This is a genomic window from Collinsella sp. LCP19S3_B6 (assembly GCF_052121815.1).
Lineage (GTDB): Bacteria > Actinomycetota > Coriobacteriia > Coriobacteriales > Coriobacteriaceae > Collinsella.
This window is the reverse complement of the sequence record NZ_JBQKDN010000011.1, coordinates 1-14,992: the sequence shown is the minus strand read 5'-3', so window position 1 is coordinate 14,992 and position 14,992 is coordinate 1. Positions and strand designations below refer to the sequence as shown.

Genomic DNA, 14,992 nt, shown 5'->3' with positions numbered 1-14,992 from the left:
CCTGTAAAGGCGGCATGCTCCCTACGCCAGCATTAACTGACAGGTTCAAAGGATTGGGCCCCATGCCCTCTCAGCCTTGTGGTTTGCACCGCCGGCACTCCCGCATCGAATCTGTTGTTCCCTATACTAGCGCACCTGCCAAAAAGGGACAGGTTTATTTTGGTAGGTGGCAACTGGGGCGTCGCATTTTCCCAGATAAAACCTGCCAAAATAAACCTGTCCCTTATTGGCAGGTCGCTACAATGGATACGGTGAAAATGACTGGGGGACTCTATGATCAAACTTGTGCTGACCGATATGGACGATACGCTGATTCCAGCCGGGCATGACGGCGCCAGCGACTACGCCATCGAGGGCATTCATGCCATGCAGGCGGCGGGCCTGCACTTTGGCCCGGTTTCGGGCCGTCAGCCGTCCGCGATGGGCTGGATGTTTCGTAATCGCTCCGAGTGCTTCTCGACCGGTGCGTTCTGCAACGGCCAGGTCATGTTTGTCGACGGCGAGGTGGTAGCCTCGCATGCGACCGACAATACCGCCCTTATTCGCTTGGCTGACTACTTGGAGCAAGAGACCGATGATACCTATCTGAAGGTCTACAGCCTGGGTGATGACTTTTGGGACAATGACGCCTATTGTGTGACGAGCGACCCCGAGCGCGTGCATCGCGCTATGGAGTCGGGCGGCAACGCGTGGCTCAAAGGCGAAGAGGCCCCGTGCCGTCCCGTTGTCGGTGACGCGCCGGTGTTCAAGGCGAATATCTGGAGTGCCCGTTCGCGTGAAGGGCTCGCGGAGCTACGCGAGCGCGTTGCCGCCGAGGTGCCGGAACTCTCGCTTGTGTTTCCCAACAACCGAGTGCGCCTGTTTGACATTCTTCCGGCTGGTTGGGACAAGGGCTGTGCCACGCTGGAGCTGGCGCGTGCTTTGGGCCTAACGCCCGACGAGGTGGCGGTGTTCGGCGATTCCGATAACGATCTGCCCATGATTAATGCCGTTCCCAACTCCGTTGCAGTCGCCAATGCCAATGAGGCCGTCACGGCTTCCGCGCGTTGGCATATCGGTGCTGCGGCAGACGATGCGGTTGCCGGGGCTCTGCATGAGATTGCCGCCTGCGCCGCGACGGGGGCGATGCCGTCGTTTATGCGCCAGGTGGACGCGACGGGTCATGGCGTCACGAACGTCTAGGGAGAAAGTCATGAAGCTTCAGCAGCTCAGGTATGTCGTTAAAGTTGCCGAATGCGGCAGCATTACCGAGGCCTCGCGCCGGCTCTTTGTGTCGCAGCCTTCGATTACCGCGTCGATTCGCGATCTCGAAAACGAGATGGGTGTGCACATCTTTGAGCGCACCAACAAGGGCGTCATTGTGTCCGAGGAAGGCGAGACATTCTTGGGCTACGCGCGCCAGGTACTCGATCAGGCCGACCTGCTCGAGGGCAAGTACAAGGGCGCATCCGAGCAAGTGCCGCACTTTAGTGTGAGCTGTCAGCATTATTCCTTTGCCGTTAATGCGTTTGTCGACGTGATCCGTGAGTTCGATGCCGCGCGCTACGACTTTACCCTGCGCGAGGAACAGACTCACGAGATCATCGAAGATGTCGCGCACATGAAGAGTGAACTGGGCATTCTGTACTTATCCGAACATAACCGCGAGGTTATCGAGCGCATGCTGGCGGCCAACGAGCTCGTATTCGAAGGACTCTTCTGCGCCACGCCGCACGTCTTTGTATGCGCCGACCATCCACTGGCGGACCACGCCAGCGTGACGCTCGATGACCTCGAGGAGTATCCGTTTTTGTCCTACGAGCAAGGCAGCTACAACTCGTTTTACTATTCCGAGGAACTGACCTCGACGTTTGAGCGCCGCAAGAATATCCGCGTGCGCGACCGTGCGACCTTGTTCAACCTAGCCATGGGCCTCAACGGCTACACGGTGTGTTCGGGCGTGATTAGCCACGAGCTTAATGGCCCCGGTATTATCTCGATTCCGCTCGATGTAGATGAATACATGGAGATTGGCATTATCACGCGCAAGAATACGACGCTCACGCGCTATGGACAGGCTTATGTCGAGGCCATCCGGAGGCATATCTAACCGGTAGCGTTTGATGTTGCTGTCTTGAGCTGTCGAAATGGCTATAGGAAAACTATATGGCAAACATATATAAACGCATATTTTACGATAACCAGGAGTGCGCTCATACTCTTTCTCGCCAAAGCAGTCCATGCAAAAGGAGATTCCTATGAGCAATTCCACCCAGCTCAAAGCGCCGTTTCGCGCCGATATCGTCGGCAGTTTTCTTCGTCCGCAGGCCGTAAAGGACGCCCGCGCTGCCTATGCGGCAGGCGCGCTTGATGCCGAGGGACTTAAGGCAGTCGAGGACGAGGCCATTCGCGATTTGGTGGCAAAGCAAAAGGCCGCCGGTCTGCAGGTCATCACCGACGGCGAGTTCCGCCGCAGCTACTGGCACCTCGATTTTATGTGGGGTCTCAACGGCATCGAGCGCCGCACCTCGCGTACGGGCTATATGTTCCACGATGAGGAGACTACCGCCGACACCGCCGTGGTGACCGGGCCTATTAGCGGCGAGAACCATCCGTTCGTCGAGCACTTCAAGTTTGTCAAGGCGCTCGAGGGCGAGGGCCAGGTTGCGCGGCAAACCATCCCGGCGCCGATCCAGACGTTCTCCGAAGTCACGCTCGACCGCTGCGATGGCCAGCAGGAGAGCCTGCGCGCCGTCTACAAGACCGACGAAGAGCTCGCCGATGCCATCACCGCAGCATACCGCACCGTGATTGCCGATCTGTATGCCGCGGGTTGCCGCAACATCCAATTTGATGACTGCACCTGGGGCATCTATTGCGATACTGACTTTGTGTCCAAGACCGGCATGAGCCCGGTTGACCTGCAAAAGGTGAGCGAGCTGGGCGTGGCGCTCAACAATGCTGCCATCGCGGGCAAGCCTGACGACTTGGTGATCAATACGCATGTATGCCGTGGCAACTACCACTCTACTTATGCCTTTGAGGGCGGCTATGATCCCATCGCCCCGTACCTGTTTGCGCATGAGGACGTTGACGCGTTCTATCTGGAGTTCGACACTCCGCGCGCCGGTGGTTTTGAGCCGCTCAGGTATGTTGCGCCCGGTAAGAAGGTCGTGTTGGGCCTGGTGACCACCAAGGCAGCCGAGCTCGAGGACGAGGACGCGATCGTCGGGCGTATTCATGAGGCAGCAAAGTACGTGCCGCTTGAGAATCTGTATCTGTCTCCGCAGTGTGGCTTTGCCAGCTGCGAGATTGGCAACAAGCTGACCGAAGGCGAGCAGTGGGCAAAGATCGCGCTGGTCAAGCGTATTGCCGAACGTGTTTGGAAATAGCGGTACCGTTTGCAAGTGACGGCGCGTGCGAGACATGGTGTATCGCGTACAATGGTTCGGACCGTATCGTTCGGGCAGGTTATCCGCTATGCCCGAGCGCCCTTCCATTCGAAAGGACATCCATGTCCCAGTCCTCGACGCCCGCCGTCACCGATGCCATCTACGACGCTTCGTCGCTCGGCCGCCCGCGCATGTTCCTGCTCGGTCTGCAGCACCTGTTTGCCATGTTTGGTGCCACGGTGCTGGTGCCCGTGCTCACCGGCCTTTCGGTATCGGCAACGCTTTTGTTTGCCGGCTTGGGCACGCTGCTCTTCCACTTCCTGTCACGCGGTAAGGTCCCCGCATTTTTGGGCTCATCGTTTGCCTTTATTGCCGGTTATGCCGCAATCGCGCCCAACGGCGAGGCCGAGCTATTGCCCTACGCTTGCCTGGGCGTTGCCTGCGCCGGTTTGCTCTACCCAGTGCTTGCGGCGCTCTTCCGCGCGTTTGGTGCCAAGCGCGTCATGCGCTTCTTCCCGCCGGTGGTGACTGGCCCCATTGTCATTTCGATCGGTCTGATCCTGGCGAGTTCCGCTATTGCCAACTGCCAGACTAACTGGCTCGTTGCCGTGGTTGCCGTCGCCGTAATCGTCATCTGCAATATTTGGGGTCGCGGCATGGTCAAGATCGTGCCGATTTTACTGGGCGTCGTGGTGAGCTATGCCGTTGCGGCTGCGCTGGGCGAGGTCGATTTCTCCGGCGTCGCAGCCGCTCCCTGGCTTGGCTTGCCTGTCGTGTGGGACAACACGGTGTTTGCACTCTTTGGGCCGCAGTTCGATAGCGGCCTTGCCACGACGGCCATCATCACCATCATGCCGCTGGCCTTTGCAACCATGATCGAGCATATCGGCGATATATCCGCTATTGGCTCCACCTGCGAGCGCAACTACATCGCCGATCCCGGTCTGCATCGCACGCTGCTCGGTGATGGTCTCGCCACGATTCTGGCTTCGCTCTTTGGCGCTCCGGCCAACACCACGTATGGCGAGAACACCGGCGTGCTCGCCCTGACGCGTGTGTTTGACCCGCGCGTGATTCGCATTGCCGCGTGCTGCGCCATCGTGCTTTCGTTCTGCCCCAAGTTCGCTGCCGTGATCGCCGCCATGCCGGCATGCGTTATCGGCGGCGTGTCGCTCGTGCTCTATGGCATGATCAGCGCCGTGGGCGTCCGTAACCTCATCGAGAACCAGGTCGATTTCCAGAACAACCGCAACGTGCTGGTGGCCGCTCTGGTGCTCGTGCTTTCACTCGGCATTGCCTACAGCGCCGCCGGTGGCATCGTGCTGAAGCTGTTCGGCGTGACGATTTCGCTTTCGGGCCTTGCCGTGGGCTCGCTGGTGGGCATTGTGCTCAACGCGATTCTGCCTGGCAACGACTTTGAGTTCGCCGTTTCTGAACTCGAGGAGACTGTCGAGTAGTAGTTGTGTTCAGCTAAATCAAAAAAAATGGCGCCCGTGCGTACGCGTGGGCGCCATTTTTAATGCGTCAGTATCCAGTGTATGCCGCGGGCCATGCGCAGACCGGTTTGGGCAAAGTGGTTACCGGGGTTGAGCTCGAAGGTCGCGGGGATGCCTCGGTCGCCGAGTAGTTTTTCCATTGCGCGTGTGTCGTCGAGTACGTGCCGCATCATGCGGTTGGGCGTCTTGGTCTCCTTTTTGCCGAGTGATAGATAGACGGCGTTGGGCGCGGCTGGCATCGTGTGCCCGTGTGCGTAATCGAGAAATCCGGGAAACCATAGGGACCCCGATGCGCTTGCGGCGCGGTCAAAGGCATCGGTCTGCCAGAGCGACCAAAGCGAAAAGAGGCCCGCCAATGAGTAACCGGCAATGCCGCGCCAGGTAGGCGGGCAGGGAAGTGATGGCTCGACCTCTGGGATTATCCGATTCAGCAGTTCATCGAGAAACTCGGACGCCTGTCCACCAAAGGGCTCGGCATCGCGCACGGTTCCGTCGCATTCCCAAGGGCTCAGCTCGCGATTCCAATTGAGCCCGCCAATGGCGACCAGGGTGAATGGCGGGCAATCAAGCTCAAGACAACGGCTATAGACCTCGGTGCCGTCACCCATGACCGCGGGAAGGTAAATGACGGGCGCGCTTTCGACATGTTTTGAATGAATGGTTATCTGCTTTTGACGCGCTTCCATGACAAGCTTCTCTCTGCATTTCGACATCTACAAATACGATTGTCGCACGTCGGCGTAGGGACCGTCGCTAAAAGAAAGGCGCAGAGCCGCTTGATACGACTCTGCGCCTTGAGGTTTTGCTTTGGCAGCTTTGCCCTTACGCTACAAAGAAGTAGACGAGGAAGGCGAGTGCTGCGATCCACATGAGCGGCTTGATCTTGGATGCCTCGCCCTTAAAGAGCGCGACGACCACGTAGGCGATAAAGCCCAGACCGATGCCGGCAGAGATGGAGTAGGTGAAGGGCACGCCGGCGACAATCATGAACGCTGGGAAACCCTGCGACACGTCGGACCAGTCGATCTCGGAGACCTCGCTCATCATGAGGTAGCCGACGTAGACCAGAGCACCGCAGGTGGCGGCGCTGGAAACGATGGTGACGATGGGGGAGAAGAACGCGGCGAGAATGAACAGCACGCCGGTGGTGACGGAGGTGAGGCCCGTGCGGCCACCGTCGGCAGCACCAGAGGTGGACTCGACGAAGGTGGTGATGGAGGAGACGCCCATAAAGCCACCGGCAGCGGCGGCCACGGAGTCGACGACCAGGATCTCCTTGATATTCTCGACGTTGCCGTCGTCGGTGAGGAACTCGCCCTGCTTGGCCACGGCCATCGCGGTGCCCATGGTGTCGAAGAAGTCACTCATGAGCAGCGAGAACGAGATGACGAGGAGCGTGGGGTCGGTAAGGACCTTGACGATGGCGGGCACGCCGCCGGCGTCGGCGATGGGGCCACCGATGCTCGAGAAGTCGAGCGGGGCGATAATACCGGTCGGAGCATGGGTCACACCTAGGGGGATACCGGCGATAACGGCGACGATGATGCCGATGAGCAGCGAGCCCGGCACGTTGCGGGAAGCAAGGGCAACCGTCACGACGATGGAGATGATGCCGACGATAAAGGTGGGGGAGGTGATGTCGCCCAGGCCGACGAGCGTACCGGCGCCAGCGGTGATGATGCCGGCGTCGCACAGGCCGATCATGGCGATAAACAGGCCCAGACCCACCGAGATGGCGTGGCGCAGGACAACCGGGATGGCATCCATGATGGCCTCGCGCAGGCCACAAAGCACGAGCAGCAAGATGACGACGCCCTCAAGGAAGATGACGCTCATGGCCACGTGCCAGTCACCGCCGCAGACGGTGGTGGTGATTCCAGCGATCATCGCGTTGACGCCTAAGCCCGACGCGCAGGCGAGCGGGCGGTTGGCGAAGATGCCCATGCAGATGGTCATGATGCCGGCGCCCAGACAGGTGGCGCAGGCGAGCGCTCCCGCATCGATGCCAGCGCCCGAGAGCACCGCAGGGTTGACGGCGATGATGTAGGCCATCGCCAGGAATGTTGTCAGTCCAGCGCGAAGTTCGGTCCCGATTGTGGACTTGCGCTCACTGACGTGAAAAAGTTCGTCCATGCATACCCTTTCCTTGTTCGGCCCCGAGTTTAGGCCGATTGACACGAACTTACCTACTATATCGCCTTTGGAAGGTCGATGCTTCTCGCATGTTGAAGTTCGGCGCTTTGTAACAGGCGGACGGTATTGTTCGCATGAAAATGTGTAGGTACCGTATACTTAAGCAGTTACATTGAACTCTTTGGAGGAACGTATGATTAAAGAGCTCTGCCGCGACGAGGCTATCCTGTCCCAGCGTTGCGAGGTTGCGACTGTCGAGGACGAGTCGGTCGCACAGGACCTGATCGACACCATCAAGTCGCTCGAGGACGCCGGCTGCCTTGCCGCCAACCAGATTGGCGTCACCAAGAAGGTCTGCGTCTATCTGGACGACGCCGGCGAGCCCCACGTGCTCTACAACCCCCGTCTGGTGTTTGGCCTGGGCGCCAGCAAGATGGAGGAGAGCTGCCTGACGCACGACGAAATCACCAAGTCCACGCGCTATATCAAGTGCAAGGTTGCCTTTGACCAGATCGTCGACGGCAAGATGAAGGAGTGCCGCCGCGACTACACGGGCTTTGAGGCACAGATGATCCAGCATATGATCGATCACTGTCTTGGAAAGTTGGTCTAAGGGGACCAAAGCGCCGCACCTTGCCGCTCAATCATCGCTCGCGTACCTTAAGTACGCTTCGCTCCTCTTTCGTGGCAATCTGCGGTATTTTGACTCCTTAGACGACCTGCGAGGGGTTGACTTGGTTGAGTTTATCTTGCTTGTGTGGTCCGGGCGTGACGTTATTGTCATGTCCGGGCTTTTGTGTTTAGCGCCTATTTGTTTGGTAACAATGAGCTTAACAAGGACGTATGGCTAGGAGGCGCCATGTGCACGAGCATTCGATTTACCGATAATTCCGGCAACATGTATCTGGGTCGCAACCTCGACTGGAGCTTTAGCTACGGCCAACAGGTTCGCGTGATGCCCCGCGGGTTCCATATCCCGTATTCGTTTATCAACGATGCGTCGGCGGCACACGCGGTAATCGGCATGTGCATCGATTACAAGAACTATCCTATGTTTTTCGACTGTGGTAACGATGCGGGTCTGGCTGTGGCAGGGCTCAACTTTCCCGGTTATGCCGAGTATGCCGAGGACCCGGTTGATGGCAAGACCAATATCGCGGCCTATGAGTTTCCCCTGTGGGTGGCAGCGACGTTCTCGACGGTCGACGAGGTCGAGGCTGCGCTGCGCGACACGGTGATTGTTGCCAAATCTGCCGGAGAGGGGCTGGGTGTGTCGCTGCTCCATTGGATTATCGGCGACAGCCGACGCAGCATCGTGGTCGAGATGATGGCTGACGGTCTGCATGTATACGACGATCCGGTCGACACCCTTGCCAATCAGCCGACCTTCCCGTGGCACATGGAAAACCTGCGCACCTATATCACCGCCACAAGCGATTTTCCTCAGACGGCGACATGGCGTGGCGCCGAGCTCAAGCCCTATGGCGCGGGTGCCGGCATGCGCGGTATTCCGGGTGACTGCTATTCGCCGAGCCGTTTTGTAAAGGCGGCGTACCTCAATGCCAATTACCCGCAAAAAGACAGCGAGGCCGAGAACGTCATTCGCATGTTCCGCTCGCTCGAGGGGGTGGCGATGATCGAGGGTGCGTCCAAGATGGGTGACGGCAAGTTCGAGAAGACTATCTACACCGGATGCTTTAGCGCGCGCACGGGCAATTACTATTACTCAACGTATGAGGATCCGTCGATTCGCTACGTGAGCCTGATGGATGCCGAGGGCGCGAGCCCCGATAGGCTCGTGGTTCCCGAGCCGCGTCGTTCGTAGCCGGCGGTTTTACTGCAATGCAAAGCGGCCCTGCGCCTCCTGTGAGGCGCAGGGCCGCTGTCGTCGACGCGCGACGTCGTTAGAAGTTGGCGTCGCTGAGTTGTTCGCTCTCGAGGCCGTCGAACTGTTGCTGTTCGGGCGTATCGGCGACGCTCCCGAGCAGCTCGGTGGGGTCGACGTTCATGTCCCTACCGGCTTCGTTGCCGTTGACAAGGTCGTTCGAGAAGATATCGACATCCATTTCCTCGGCTTCCTCGATCTGAACTTCGAGCTGGAGTTATTGGCGAGCAGAGCCGCGCCGCCGATCATGGCAGGTAGGATCAGCCACGGCGCCACTTTGCGCACCGGGCTAAACAGGGCGAAGATGCCGCTCTCGCTGTGGTTGTCGGCCTTCATGGCGATTACCACGTACTTGACCGTGCTGGTCTTGGAGGTTTGCCTCCAGTTTGGCGTGCGCCACGTGGACTCCCTTGGACATCCGGTTATCTGTCTTGGACAGATAACTTTTATGCCGTCTTTATACATACAAGAGCTGTTTGGCACATCGGGTAATTTTAGACAATAATCCCCAGCTGGGGATTATTTATGTACGCAGGTAGCATTTCAAAACAGGGGCGCATCCGCTGTATGGCTTTGCTGCAATGTAATAACCGCGGACGCGCTCCTGCTTTGAAACTGAAAAGGGAACTTTTAGACGCGTGCTGCCTGAGCGATACCGGTCTTGGCGCCTGCGCGTTTACCGGCGAGTTCGCAAAAGATCGCGCCGCCGATGATAAGCACGGCGCCCATCAGGCGGACCGGTGTTATGACTTCGCCCAAAAGGGCGGACGAGAACACGACGGCCGAAAGCGGCTCGAGGTAGCCGACGACAGCGACGGTCTGCACGGGCAGTTTGGCGACGGCGCTAAAGTAGAGCAGACAACCGATGCCGGTGTTGACGACGCCGAGCATAGCGACGGCGCGCCAATCGATGGTTGCGGCGATGCTGGCGGACAGGAATGAGGGGGTGCCTTGGGTGACGAGTGTAAGGACCAGCGCGGTCACAAAAGCGGCGCTCACCTGGAGCGCGGAGTTCTCGAGGCCTTCGATGTGCGGAGCGCCCTTGCTGGCGATGACCATCAATGCATAACAGAAGGCCGAGGCGATTCCGCAGACGATGCCCGCAATGGGCATATTGCCGCCTAGACCTTGCGCTGCAATGAGAAAAGCGCCGCAGGCGACTGCGATAAACCCGGCGATTTTGCCACCGGTTAGTTTTTCGCCAAAGATAAACGGCGAGAGGGCCATGACGATGATGGGGCCGCAGTAGTACAGCAGCGAAGAAACGCCGACGCCGATCGTCTGATAAGCACGGAACAGAAAAATCCAGCTGGCGCCCAGCGCGGCTCCCGAGAGGAGGAGGGCTGCGGCTTCGCGGGGGCGAGAAGGCGCCTGCAGCTTATGGCGTTGGGTAATGGCGAGGATGGCGACAAGCGAAAGGGCTCCCAGAAAAGTGCGTAGCAGCACGATATCGGAGCTCGGGAGTGCGATGGCCGCAGCGATGATGCCGTTGGAGCCAAACAACAACAATGCTGCTAAATACGTAATCAATCCGTTGTTCATGCGCTGCCGTCCCCTCTATATCTGTGCATGTTCACTATGGGTGAACTGGCTTTAGAAGAAAAGCGAATATAATGCATGGAAAACATGACAAAAACTCATGCAAAGGTGGAGGCATGTCGTGGAAACGAATATTCAAAAGATGCAGGTGCTGCTGGAGACCGTGCGCGCTGGAAGCTTTACGCGTGCTGCCGAGCGCCTGAGCTACTCGCAATCGGGCGTGAGCCGCATGGTGGCCGATCTTGAGGCCGATTGGGGCTTTAAGGTGCTCGACCGCAGTCGTGAAGGTGTTGCTCTTTCTGCCGACGGGCGGCAGGTCATGCCGGCTGTCGAGGCGCTCTGCGAGGAATTCGTTCGCTTGCAGCGACGGGTGGATGAGATGCGCGGGCTCATGCGCGGCAAAATCTGCATCGGTACGTTTTCGAGCGTGGCGACCCATGTGCTGCCTCCGGTGATTGCGCGTTTTCGTGCTGATCATCCAGACGTCGATTACGAGTTGCTGATGGGCGACTATTCAGAGATTGAACAATGGGTGGCAGAGGGTCGCTGCGATTTGGGCTTTATCCCGCGTGAGCCCCGAGAAAGCGGCATGACATCGCTGCCTTTGGTGCGCGACGAGTTAATGGCGGTAGCGCCGTCAGGCTCGTTGTTTGCCACGGCGGAGGTCGTCTCTCTTGCCGACTTGGCCAACGAGCAGTTTATTCTGCTAGAACGCGGCACCGATGACGAGATTACGCCGCTGTTTCGTCGGGCGGGACTGGCAGTGCACTCAAAACTGTCGACCTGGGATGACTATGCGATTATGGCTATGGTCGAGGACGGCCTGGGTGTGAGCATTCTTCCCGCGCTCATCATGCGCCGTTGTCAGTTCGATGTTGCCGTGCGTCCGCTCGAAGGGCATCCCCATCGGCAGATCAACGCCATATATCGAACGGCCGATGTTTCGCTTGCCGCCGCCCGTTTTCTCGAATACCTCTAAATGGGCGCACGTCGTTACCGCCTTGGGGTAAATCTTGAGGTTTGGGTCATGTTATTTTTGAAATTGAACTTTTAGAAATAGCACGGCGCTATACTGCTTGCTAAATTGAACCTTGGTTCAATTCGTGTTCTATAAATTGAACTTTGCCAGCAAGGAGGTTCCTGTGACCCAAGAGACGTTTAGCGATCGCCTGCGACAGGCTATGTCCGATCGCGACGCTCGCCAGTCGGACGTAATCCGCGCATCTGAGATGCTCGGCAAAAAACTAGGCAAGAGTCAGATGAGCCAATATGTGAGCGGCAAGACGATTCCGCGGCGCGATGTGGCAGAGCTGCTTGCCCGCATTTTGGAGGTCGATGTTACCTGGCTGCTCGCCGGTGACGCCGATCAAGGCGAGACATCATCGACCCACAACGTTTCCAAGCCCGAACCCTATCCCTCAGCTCAAATTGCAAGGAGCACCACCATGCGTACTTTTTCTAAATCCACCAAACTCGAGAACGTTCTGTATGACGTGCGCGGCCCCGTTGTCGACGAGGCAGCCCGTATGGAGGACGAAGGCGAGTGCATCCTCAAGCTCAACATCGGTAATCCGGCGCCCTTTGGTTTCCGCACGCCCGATGAGGTCATTAAGGACATGCGCCAGCAGCTGCCCGACTGCGAAGGCTATTCCAACTCGCGCGGTCTGTTCTCTGCGCGCAAGGCGATCATGCAGTATTCGCAGATCAAGGGCCTGCCCAATGTTCAGATGGAACATATCTACACGGGCAACGGCGTGTCCGAGCTCATTCAGCTTTCGATGAACGCGCTGCTCGACAATGGCGACGAGATTCTGATTCCCAGCCCCGATTATCCGCTGTGGACGGCGTGCGCAACTCTTGCCGGTGGACATCCCGTGCACTATCTGTGTGATGAGCAGGCCGATTGGTATCCCGATCTGCAGGATATGGAGTCCAAGGTCACGAGCGCGACCAAGGCCCTCGTCATCATCAACCCCAACAACCCCACGGGCTCTGTCTATCCGCGCGAGGTGCTCGAGGGCATCGTTGAGATCGCGCGCAGGCACCAGCTCATGATTTTTGCCGACGAGATCTATGACCGCCTGTGCATGGACGGCTACGAGCACGTCTCCATTGCATCGCTCGCCCCCGACCTGCCCTGCATTACGTTTAGCGGCCTGTCCAAGTCGCATATGATCGCGGGCTATCGCATTGGCTGGATGGTGCTTTCGGGCAACCAGCGCTGCATGAGCGACTTCATCATGGGCATCAACATGCTCTCCAACATGCGCCTGTGCTCCAACGTGCCGGCCCAGTCGATCGTCCAGACGGCGCTTGGCGGCCATCAGTCGGTCAACGACTACATCCGCCCCGGCGGTCGTGTCTACGAGCAGCGCAACTTTGTGTATGAGGCGCTCAGCAAGATCGACGGCATCTCGGTGGTCAAGCCGCGTGCGGCGTTTTATATCTTCCCCAAGATGGATGTTAAAAAGTTCAACATCACCGATGACGAGCAGTTTGCCCTCGACCTGCTGCACGAGAAGAAGATCCTCATCACGCGTGGCGGCGGCTTCAACTGGGCTGAGCCCGATCACTTCCGCATCGTGTACCTGCCGCGCATGGAAGTGCTCAAAGAGTCGCTCGAAGACCTCGCCGATTTCTTTGACCATTACCGCCAGTCCTAATTGGTTCCGCCGTTCTACCGAACGGCGGACCGCTTGACGCTACGCGAGCCGCATTCACGCCAATCTGACGTTCAATTTCGAGGGCGCGACCAGAAGGTCAGCGCCCTCTCATTTCACGTCACCTTGGCGCAAATGCGGCTCGCTCGCTGTCGTGTGCTCAGCCTGCGTCGTTACCATGATCCAAAGGGGACGGAGGAAAACAGATCATTTTCCTTGACTCGCGGAACTATATAACGACGCCGTTGCAGTGGTCGATTTCGTGCTGGATGATCTCGGCGGTGTAGCCCGAGAAGTTTTTGATGCGGTGGACGAAGTTCTCGTCCAAATACTCCACCTTAATGCGACGATAGCGGGTACAGGGACGCTCGCCGATCAGCGAGAGGCATCCTTCGCTGGTCTGATAGGCATTGACCTGCTCAAGAATTTGAGGGTTGTACATCAGGAGCGTCCTGTTGCCGTCCTTTACGCAGATGATGCGTTTGCGCACGCCGATCATGTTGGCGGCGAGCCCCACGCACTCGTGCTCATGCTCGTGGAGCGTATCCAGGAGGTCCTGCCCGATCACGGCATCGTCGGGCCCTGCGTCTTCGGAAGGCAGGCGCAAAAAGAACTCGGATTTCATGATGGGCTTAATCATGGCGGGCTCCTTAAGGTGGACACGTTTGGTTCAGGCCATGATACCGCGACATGTCGCATTAATGTGTGCACATAGATTCTGCAGCTAGATTGGATGGCGACACCATAAACTAATGGACGTTTTGCCGAGAGGCATGAATGTTTAAAGCGCAAAGAGTGCGCGACGGGCCCCGCGAATGGGGCGATGATGCCCGAGAGGGCCAAGAAGGAGTCTCATGTCCGAGAACGAAGAGATCATGAACGAGACCGAGAACGAGACCATGGCTGCCGAGGTCGAGGCAGTCGAGACCGTGGAGACCGAAGCTACCGAGGTTGAGGCTGGTGACGAGGTTTCCGCCGAGGAGGAGGCCGAGGTTGTCGAGGCCGCCGTTGATTACGATGACGAAGAGCTGATGGACAAGATGCAGAAGGCCGCCCGCCTGCTGCGTAGCCGTCGCTTTGCTATTTCCAAGGAGGAAGAGGCTAAGGCCGAGCGTATGGCGAACATCGAGCGCGCCATCAAGCTCCTTGACCTCAAGCCCAAGATGGAGCAGAAGGAAATGTCCGATCTGCTGGGCATGCGCCTTCGTGAGCTCGATGGCCTGATGGCCGAGGCTGAGGCTGCCGATCTGGTCGGCCGCATCGACAACGCCGAGGGCGATATGCGCAAGATTGTCGTCTTCGCTGCCGAGGATGCCGCTGAGGGCCTGGTCGAGCTTGCCAACAAGAAGGAGAAGCTCCTGCCCGAGCTTTCTTACGAGGAGGCCACCGAGCTGATGGCCGCGCTCGATAAGGTTATCGCTCCGCTCGTCGCCATGGGTCTGGACGAGGATCGCGGTCCTCGCGGCGGCCGTGACGACCGTGGTGGCCGTGGCGGCGACCGTGGCGGTCGCGGCGGCTTTGGCGACCGCGGTGGCCGTGGCGGCGACCGTAGTGGTCGCGGTGGCCGTGGCGGCTTTGGTGACCGTGGCGGCGATCGTGGCGGTCGCGGTGGCTTTGGCGGCAACCGTGGTGGCTATGGCGACCGCGGTGGCAACCGTGGCGGCTTCGGCGGCAACCGTGGCGGCGACCGTGGCGGTCGAGGCGGCGACCGTGGCGGCCGCAACGGCGGTGGCTTCCGCGGCAACCGTTTTTAGTTACGGCGTTTTACCAAACGCCGTAACGGGCCGACGCTGCAAGCCCGCCAGAGCGGCAATCTGCCTTTCAGCTTCGGCGGCATGACCAGAAGGTCTATGCCGCCTTGCTTCAAGGCACCTTGCTCGCTCTGGCGGGTTTTCGCTCATATGACCC

15 protein-coding genes and 1 riboswitch are annotated in these 14,992 nt (G+C 58.7%); of the genes, 9 read left to right on the top strand and 6 right to left on the bottom strand.

Going from position 1 to position 14,992, the window contains the following annotated elements; translation table 11 throughout:
- Position 1: 1 nt before the first annotated feature.
- Positions 2–112, bottom strand: a riboswitch (TPP riboswitch).
- 161 nt (positions 113–273) lie between these two features.
- The 4 genes from ACTQWD_RS05415 (at position 274) to ACTQWD_RS05400 (ending at position 4,828) form a co-directional block, all read left to right on the top strand.
- The gene (locus ACTQWD_RS05415; protein ID WP_441041835.1) at positions 274–1,182 is read left to right on the top strand and encodes an HAD-IIB family hydrolase; all 909 of its coding nucleotides are present in this window, start codon (positions 274–276) and stop codon (positions 1,180–1,182) included.
- A gap of 10 nt (positions 1,183–1,192) precedes the next feature.
- Complete coding sequence (locus ACTQWD_RS05410; protein ID WP_441017188.1) at positions 1,193–2,089, top strand: LysR family transcriptional regulator; 897 nt, start codon at positions 1,193–1,195, stop codon at positions 2,087–2,089.
- A 148-nt stretch (positions 2,090–2,237) separates the two neighbouring features.
- A complete protein-coding gene (locus ACTQWD_RS05405) occupies positions 2,238–3,371 on the top strand; it encodes a 5-methyltetrahydropteroyltriglutamate--homocysteine S-methyltransferase (protein ID WP_441559452.1) in 1,134 nt (377 codons plus the stop codon).
- Positions 3,372–3,493: 122 nt separating this feature from the next.
- Positions 3,494–4,828, top strand: a complete 1,335-nt coding sequence (locus ACTQWD_RS05400) for a uracil-xanthine permease family protein (protein ID WP_441559451.1) — start codon at positions 3,494–3,496, stop codon at positions 4,826–4,828.
- Between the two features lie 59 nt (positions 4,829–4,887).
- Here the strand turns inward: ACTQWD_RS05400 and ACTQWD_RS05395 are convergent, their stop codons facing one another.
- Both ACTQWD_RS05395 and ACTQWD_RS05390 read right to left on the bottom strand, forming a co-directional pair.
- Positions 4,888–5,553, bottom strand: coding sequence for an alpha/beta hydrolase (locus ACTQWD_RS05395; protein WP_427719770.1), 666 nt, complete (start codon positions 5,551–5,553; stop codon positions 4,888–4,890).
- 136 nt (positions 5,554–5,689) lie between these two features.
- Complete coding sequence (locus ACTQWD_RS05390) at positions 5,690–7,000, bottom strand: NCS2 family permease (RefSeq protein WP_441559450.1); 1,311 nt, start codon at positions 6,998–7,000, stop codon at positions 5,690–5,692.
- Positions 7,001–7,193: 193 nt separating this feature from the next.
- On the opposite strand from ACTQWD_RS05390, the gene ACTQWD_RS05385 reads away from it, so the two are divergent.
- Positions 7,194–7,613 (top strand): peptide deformylase, encoded by a 420-nt coding sequence (locus ACTQWD_RS05385; RefSeq protein ID WP_154517060.1) that lies wholly within the window; start codon positions 7,194–7,196, stop codon positions 7,611–7,613.
- Between the two features lie 246 nt (positions 7,614–7,859).
- Positions 7,860–8,825, top strand: a complete 966-nt coding sequence (gene bsh, locus ACTQWD_RS05380) for a choloylglycine hydrolase (protein WP_441559449.1) — start codon at positions 7,860–7,862, stop codon at positions 8,823–8,825.
- Positions 8,826–8,904: 79 nt separating this feature from the next.
- Here the strand turns inward: bsh and ACTQWD_RS05375 are convergent, their stop codons facing one another.
- The 3 genes from ACTQWD_RS05375 to ACTQWD_RS05365 form a co-directional block, all read right to left on the bottom strand.
- Positions 8,905–9,066, bottom strand: a complete 162-nt coding sequence (locus ACTQWD_RS05375; RefSeq protein WP_441559483.1) for a hypothetical protein — start codon at positions 9,064–9,066, stop codon at positions 8,905–8,907.
- Complete coding sequence (locus tag ACTQWD_RS05370; protein ID WP_441559448.1) at positions 9,006–9,350, bottom strand: KUP/HAK/KT family potassium transporter; 345 nt, start codon at positions 9,348–9,350, stop codon at positions 9,006–9,008. The genes ACTQWD_RS05375 and ACTQWD_RS05370 overlap by 61 nt, the downstream gene beginning before the upstream one ends.
- A 165-nt stretch (positions 9,351–9,515) precedes the next feature.
- A complete protein-coding gene (locus tag ACTQWD_RS05365; RefSeq protein ID WP_441559447.1) occupies positions 9,516–10,427 on the bottom strand; it encodes a DMT family transporter in 912 nt (303 codons plus the stop codon).
- Between the two features lie 118 nt (positions 10,428–10,545).
- Between ACTQWD_RS05365 and ACTQWD_RS05360 the strand changes: the two genes are divergently transcribed.
- On the top strand, positions 10,546–11,403 hold the full coding sequence (locus ACTQWD_RS05360) for a LysR family transcriptional regulator (protein ID WP_441559446.1): 858 nt from the start codon (positions 10,546–10,548) through the stop codon (positions 11,401–11,403).
- 202 nt (positions 11,404–11,605) lie between these two features.
- Positions 11,606–13,087 carry an aminotransferase class I/II-fold pyridoxal phosphate-dependent enzyme gene (locus tag ACTQWD_RS05355; RefSeq protein ID WP_441055809.1) on the top strand — a complete coding sequence of 494 codons (1,482 nt, stop codon included), beginning with the start codon at positions 11,606–11,608 and terminating at the stop codon, positions 13,085–13,087.
- A gap of 226 nt (positions 13,088–13,313) precedes the next feature.
- On the opposite strand, the gene ACTQWD_RS05350 is transcribed toward ACTQWD_RS05355, so the two are convergent.
- Positions 13,314–13,724, bottom strand: a complete 411-nt coding sequence (locus ACTQWD_RS05350) for a peptide deformylase (RefSeq protein WP_154517072.1) — start codon at positions 13,722–13,724, stop codon at positions 13,314–13,316.
- 214 nt (positions 13,725–13,938) lie between these two features.
- On the opposite strand from ACTQWD_RS05350, the gene ACTQWD_RS05345 reads away from it, so the two are divergent.
- Positions 13,939–14,838 carry a hypothetical protein gene (locus ACTQWD_RS05345; RefSeq protein WP_441559445.1) on the top strand — a complete coding sequence of 300 codons (900 nt, stop codon included), beginning with the start codon at positions 13,939–13,941 and terminating at the stop codon, positions 14,836–14,838.
- The last annotated feature ends 154 nt before the right edge of the window (positions 14,839–14,992 follow it).

Excerpts from the sequence above, each read along its gene's own strand:
- ACTQWD_RS05395 (WP_427719770.1), bottom strand. The coding sequence starts at position 5,553 with ATGGAAGCGCGTCAAAAGCAGATAACCATTCATTCAAAACATGTCGAA.
- ACTQWD_RS05390 (WP_441559450.1), bottom strand. The coding sequence starts at position 7,000 with ATGGACGAACTTTTTCACGTCAGTGAGCGCAAGTCCACAATCGGGACC.
- ACTQWD_RS05405 (WP_441559452.1), top strand. The coding sequence starts at position 2,238 with ATGAGCAATTCCACCCAGCTCAAAGCGCCGTTTCGCGCCGATATCGTC.
- ACTQWD_RS05355 (WP_441055809.1), top strand. The coding sequence starts at position 11,606 with ATGTCCGATCGCGACGCTCGCCAGTCGGACGTAATCCGCGCATCTGAG.
- ACTQWD_RS05345 (WP_441559445.1), top strand. The coding sequence starts at position 13,939 with ATGTCCGAGAACGAAGAGATCATGAACGAGACCGAGAACGAGACCATG.
- ACTQWD_RS05400 (WP_441559451.1), top strand. The coding sequence starts at position 3,494 with ATGTCCCAGTCCTCGACGCCCGCCGTCACCGATGCCATCTACGACGCT.
- ACTQWD_RS05370 (WP_441559448.1), bottom strand. The coding sequence starts at position 9,350 with ATGTATAAAGACGGCATAAAAGTTATCTGTCCAAGACAGATAACCGGA.
- ACTQWD_RS05410 (WP_441017188.1), top strand. The coding sequence starts at position 1,193 with ATGAAGCTTCAGCAGCTCAGGTATGTCGTTAAAGTTGCCGAATGCGGC.
- ACTQWD_RS05375 (WP_441559483.1), bottom strand. The coding sequence starts at position 9,066 with ATGGATGTCGATATCTTCTCGAACGACCTTGTCAACGGCAACGAAGCC.
- ACTQWD_RS05350 (WP_154517072.1), bottom strand. The coding sequence starts at position 13,724 with ATGATTAAGCCCATCATGAAATCCGAGTTCTTTTTGCGCCTGCCTTCC.
- ACTQWD_RS05385 (WP_154517060.1), top strand. The coding sequence starts at position 7,194 with ATGATTAAAGAGCTCTGCCGCGACGAGGCTATCCTGTCCCAGCGTTGC.
- ACTQWD_RS05415 (WP_441041835.1), top strand. The coding sequence starts at position 274 with ATGATCAAACTTGTGCTGACCGATATGGACGATACGCTGATTCCAGCC.
- bsh (WP_441559449.1), top strand. The coding sequence starts at position 7,860 with ATGTGCACGAGCATTCGATTTACCGATAATTCCGGCAACATGTATCTG.
- ACTQWD_RS05365 (WP_441559447.1), bottom strand. The coding sequence starts at position 10,427 with ATGAACAACGGATTGATTACGTATTTAGCAGCATTGTTGTTGTTTGGC.